The organism is Frisingicoccus sp., assembly GCA_016298055.1.
Taxonomy (GTDB): domain Bacteria; phylum Bacillota; class Clostridia; order Lachnospirales; family Lachnospiraceae; genus Frisingicoccus.
Genome location: JAEDDO010000135.1, coordinates 1 through 4,930, shown reverse-complemented (window position 1 = coordinate 4,930; position 4,930 = coordinate 1). Strand labels below are relative to the sequence as shown.

Genomic DNA, 4,930 nt, shown 5'->3' with positions numbered 1-4,930 from the left:
CTTCGGCATCTGCAATAAAGTTTTGTGCAGCGTCCCGGAAGGCATCCGCAGTGAAATCGCCAAGGTTGGTTTCAACGATACGTGCTTCGGCTATATAATTGATATATCCACCCCACATACTGTTGGTCACCGAACCGATTTCTTCTGCGAGCATAGCCTGCTGGGAGGTGTTGATCTCATCAATTTTTCCGGATATATCCGAATCCGGTGTGATTGCCTGAGCATCTTCATAGCTGATTGGGTTTACCTCAATTGTCAATGTGTCATCAGAAGAAAAGTCCAGTGTGATCCGACCGAGTTCAGTTAATCCGGTTCCGGTCTGGACGATGTGAACATCATTGACAACTTTATCTTCTTTTGTATGGCTGTGTCCATCGATAATGATATCTAAGTCACCCTGATATTCACCGGTCATGGCATTGGCGAGAGCAGCACTGTCGCATGGAACATTTGTGTATTCGCCAAGATGCGCAACGGCAATAATGACATCACAGCCGGCTTCTTCAAGTTCGTCAATTTCAGATTTGGCTGCTTCGATTTCATCCCGGAATTCAAGATCCTGAATACCTGTCGGATTTGTTGCGGTTGCCGTACTGGCTGTGGTAAGACCGAAAAATCCAAGTTTTTTTCCTTCTTTTTCTATAATGACATGGCATCCGTTATCATCATCGGACTGGAAAAGGGGTGCATTGTCTTTATAGATATTGGCGCTGATTACCGGAAAGTCAGCCAGAGAGGCATTTTCAAGTGCAATTTCGGTTCCGTAATCAAATTCGTGGTTGCCTGCAGCCATTAAGTCATAGCCTGCGGCATTCATAAGCTGAATAATATCCGAACCTTGTGTCAGAGAGGCGATCGGAAGACCCTGAGTCGCGTCACCGGCATCAACTAAAATAGGATTTGCACCCTCCAATTCCGCTTCTTTTTTTATAGAAGCGACCCGATCAAGACCGATGCTGCTGTCAGAACCGACAATAGAGCCATGGACATCATTCGTATGTAAAATTGTGATTTTGATGTCCTTACCTTCGGCATAGACGGGCAATGAAAGCCCTTGCAAAAGCAAGGTAAAAACCGCCAGACCGGAGATGATTTTTTTGTAAAAAACATTTCTCATTATGTGACCTCCTTTTTGAGATAGATTGTTTAACCTGTAATCAGTTTCATTATAATATTTGTCCGGGTGGGTGTCAATCATAGGGACAGGTTCCCCGGCTCGGTGAGTCGGGGAACCTGTCCCTAAAATTACTTGCAAATCTATAGGAAATATATTATAATATTGGTATACATACCAAACCTAAAAGGAGGGATTGCTCAGATGTCAATTTTATACAACAAAAAGGGGGATCATATGGGAGGCAAGGTTATAAAAAAAGTAATTTCAATGTTTCTTATTCTGGTGATGATATGCGCGTTAACAGGATGCGGCGGCAGTTCGATTACAGGAACATGGTATCTTACCGAGGTACATTCAGGGGAGGATATTTACAATATGGATGAACTGGCAGAAATATTTGATGCCGCTGAGGATGCCGAAATCTGTGTCATGCTTGAGCTGAAGGATGGCGAATTCAGATTATCAGAAAAAGAAACTGATGATAAAAACAGTGAACCGGTGGTTTTGCTTTCGGGCACATATGAAGAAAACAACGGGGAATATTCTTTTGTGATAAAAGGCCAGGAAGATGTGAAGGAAAATGAAGTCACAGGAGTTCTGGAAGATGGACGTCTCATTCTGGAGAATAAGAATGACAGCGGAGATATCCGTATGATTCTTAAAAAGTAACGCGTTGATATATGCAAAGTTTCAGAACCGGAAAGGAGAGAAAAAAGTGAAAAGATTATCTAAGAAGACGACAGCCATATTGATGTCAGCAATGATGATTCTGACCTGTGCGGCATATCCGACACATGCCTTTGCAGCCAATAATTATAATACACTGGGAAAAAGTGAAGATTTTAAATCATTTGTGAGAACTGACAACAATCAAAGAACAACGTATTACGACATCTATGGGGGACAGACGGAGGGCAGGAAGGATGTGGATGACCTGAATGTTCTTATGGAAGATACTTTGTACAACAGCAAGGTAATCGGTACGAATTATACGCCTGCTCAATACTGGGCAGCTTTTGCAAACGGTGTATATGCATCAAATACGGAATCCTATTATTCATTCAATAACAGACCTTATAAAGACAGATTCATGAATGATGTGAACGGTGACAGAGGTTACGGAAATCTGTACGAAGCCTTATCCTCTCTTACAGGAAAAACTCAGGCCACCGGCAAAAATGCAAAAACATGTGATATCCGTACGATCAGTACCGGGAAACGTACCGCAAAAAATCTTAATCAGGTACAGGAAGATGCCTTTAGTCTGCTTGTAGAAGTCAAGCCGGGAAGAATTAAGACAAGTGATTTCAGAAAGCACGCTTCGCTCAAAGCTATGGAAGAGGACAAGAATTCCGATCAAACGGTAATGTATAATCTGATGGCCACAAGAGATCGTCAAGGCAGTACATTCAGGTATATATATAATTGCTTTGGAATCGCCTACAGTGATTTTTCAATAACGCCTGTCAGCGCGGAATATAATGAGGCCGAAAAAAACAGCACAGGTGCAACACCGGCATTGAGAGATGAGGATACACTGGATGAGGCATTAGACAAGGTTAAAAGCGGAGAGGCAATTTACGGATTTTCGGTAAAGGAAAATGCAAGCAGTCATGTTGCCTCATTTAAAAACGAGAGTACTCAGCCTGCAACCCAGCAGATATCGACGCAAACATCCATTTCGGAAAAGTTGTCTTCGACAGTTTCCGAAAATAAGCAGGTTTCTTTTTCACAATCAGAGAATGCCAAAATTTCATTGGGTTCCAACCAAGCTTTTTTCCATTTTGAAACCGGTATTACTTTTACAGAAAGTGAACTTTGGGGAAAAGGTACCAGCAGAACAAATGAGACTACCAAAACAGAGACTAACACGGTTACAGATACAATACAGCTTCCGGAACATACAGGTGTAACTCACAGTATCATGACAACCAATTATGTTTATTCGATGGTTTATGATTGTCCTGTAGCAATATCTTACACGGTGACGATATTTTCATATGATGGATGTTACTATGATGATGCTGGCAAAGTGGCTTCTTTTGTAACGTCAGGTTATTCCCAGTCAGCATTTATGACACAGTTTAAAAATGCGAATGAGAACCTTAGAAATCGAATGCACAATGATCCGGGTTATGATGAATCCCACGGTATCACAAGGGGAATCAAGGTAAAGCACGGAGACAGCAGTCAAAGCTTTAATTGGGATAACCCGTGGATCAAGCATCTTGATTATAGTGAAATCTCAGATGCAATGAAAGAAATAGGAATAAAGCCGGGTTATATTGAAACGACAACAGAGTTGACAGAAAAAGTGGCAATGTCAATAACGGGAGGCACACTTAAGAGAGAAGGGGAAGGAAAACTGGGAATTATCGGAAGTGTTCTTCCGCTTTATACACTGCAAAGGGTTAAGCTGAGCAATGCGAATGACAGCAGCCAGTCTGTCGCTCCGGAAGGAAAACTGAATCTGAGTACACTGAAAATGAGCGGTGTGGATGCAAAAGGTGGAGCTTTTTATGGATTTAATGAGGATAGAGGAAGCTGGATATTGACGGACAAAGACGGTAATAAGCTGGATACTTCCGATGTGATAAAACTTGAAGAGAATCTGAATGATAATTTCATAGTAACCGGTTTGGAAGAGGGTACTGCTTATGTGAAGTATGTTGTCGATGCGGAAGCATATCAGCTTCATTCAGATTCGGGTGATGTGATCTATGTTAAACCTTCTGATGTGACAAAAACACCACTGATAACAATTAATGTAAAAGTCGGTGCGGATCAGGAAGATGCGTCTGATGAAACTTCGACAGAGGAACAGATTGAGTCATCTGGTGAAACTTCGACTGAAGAACAGACGGAGGAGAACGTTGATATTCCTGAAATAAGTGATACAGAAAAAGAAGAATTTTTAGAAGCCCTAAAGTGTGAACCGGGAGAGTGTTCCGTGGCAAACGCAACATTACTTTTAAAGAACAGTATCGGAGCCGATATGGATCTTACAGAAAGAATGTATGTAAGTGCATTGCTTCAGGCGGCAGGGGATGAAATTGACGGTAATTCAATTCAAACAAAATATGAAGCCGATGCTCTTGTGTGGGCTGTGAAAGAAGGACTTTTTGCCGGTATGGATCGTGGATATATAGGCTCACATAGCGGTATTACGGAACTTGAATTTGCGGAGATCACCTACAGAGCAGCAAAGAAATATGGTTTCGACGTGAATTACGAGGATGTTTCGGGAGAATATGCCGGATTTGAGGATCTTGATGATTTTGAGAAAGCTTCTATGAACTGGGCCATCAGCAAGGGTATACTTACCGAAGATGAGGCGGCATCTAAAGTAATAAGAACAGACAGGATAATCAGTGACAAAGAAGCTGTGGAATTCTTTGATAATAATCCATACAGCATATAAGATATATGAAAAATCATAAAGTCTGAGTAATCTGAAAAAAGGGCGATAAACCGCATATATATGCGATTTATCGCCTTTCTAAAGTATCTTGAAAATAGATGAACACCGGACTATAATAATAATGGTATTTATACCAGACTCGAAAGGTGGAATGATCAAATGGCAATTACAGATGCGAGCATGGCGGCGAAAAAACGCATTCTTGCCGTTTGCGTTAAATTGTTTTTGGAAAAGGGCTATAACCGTACCACGGTGGCGGAGATTACAAAAGGAGCCGGCGTATCAATTAGCACGTTCCAGAATATCTTCCGTGCAAAAGACGGTGTACTGAACGAGTTGGTGGAGTTTATGTTTTCCAACCAGTTCGGTGTGGCGAGAAGGCTGGCCGGAGC

At 41.8% G+C, this 4,930-nt stretch carries 4 protein-coding genes; 3 read left to right on the top strand and 1 reads right to left on the bottom strand.

Translation table 11 applies throughout. The features are described from left to right. On the bottom strand, nucleotides 1-1,117 hold a 1,117-nt coding region (locus QZZ35_RS09100; protein ID WP_291237114.1), incomplete at its 3' end, for a bifunctional metallophosphatase/5'-nucleotidase. A gap of 201 nt (nucleotides 1,118-1,318) precedes the next feature. Here QZZ35_RS09100 and QZZ35_RS09095 point away from each other — a divergent pair. From QZZ35_RS09095 to QZZ35_RS09085, 3 genes are all read left to right on the top strand, one after another. Beyond that, nucleotides 1,319-1,786: a hypothetical protein gene (locus tag QZZ35_RS09095; protein ID WP_291237113.1), complete on the top strand. Its 468-nt coding sequence runs from the start codon at nucleotides 1,319-1,321 to the stop codon at nucleotides 1,784-1,786. Between the two features lie 46 nt (nucleotides 1,787-1,832). Next, nucleotides 1,833-4,538 (top strand): hypothetical protein, encoded by a 2,706-nt coding sequence (locus QZZ35_RS09090; protein WP_291237112.1) that lies wholly within the window; start codon nucleotides 1,833-1,835, stop codon nucleotides 4,536-4,538. A gap of 159 nt (nucleotides 4,539-4,697) precedes the next feature. Beyond that, a partial coding sequence (locus tag QZZ35_RS09085; RefSeq protein ID WP_291237111.1) for a TetR/AcrR family transcriptional regulator occupies nucleotides 4,698-4,930 on the top strand: 233 nt, incomplete at its 3' end.

What these genes read in the sequence shown, in the direction of transcription:
- QZZ35_RS09095 (WP_291237113.1), top strand. Translation starts at nt 1,319, where the DNA reads ATGTCAATTTTATACAACAAAAAGGGGGATCATATGGGAGGCAAGGTT.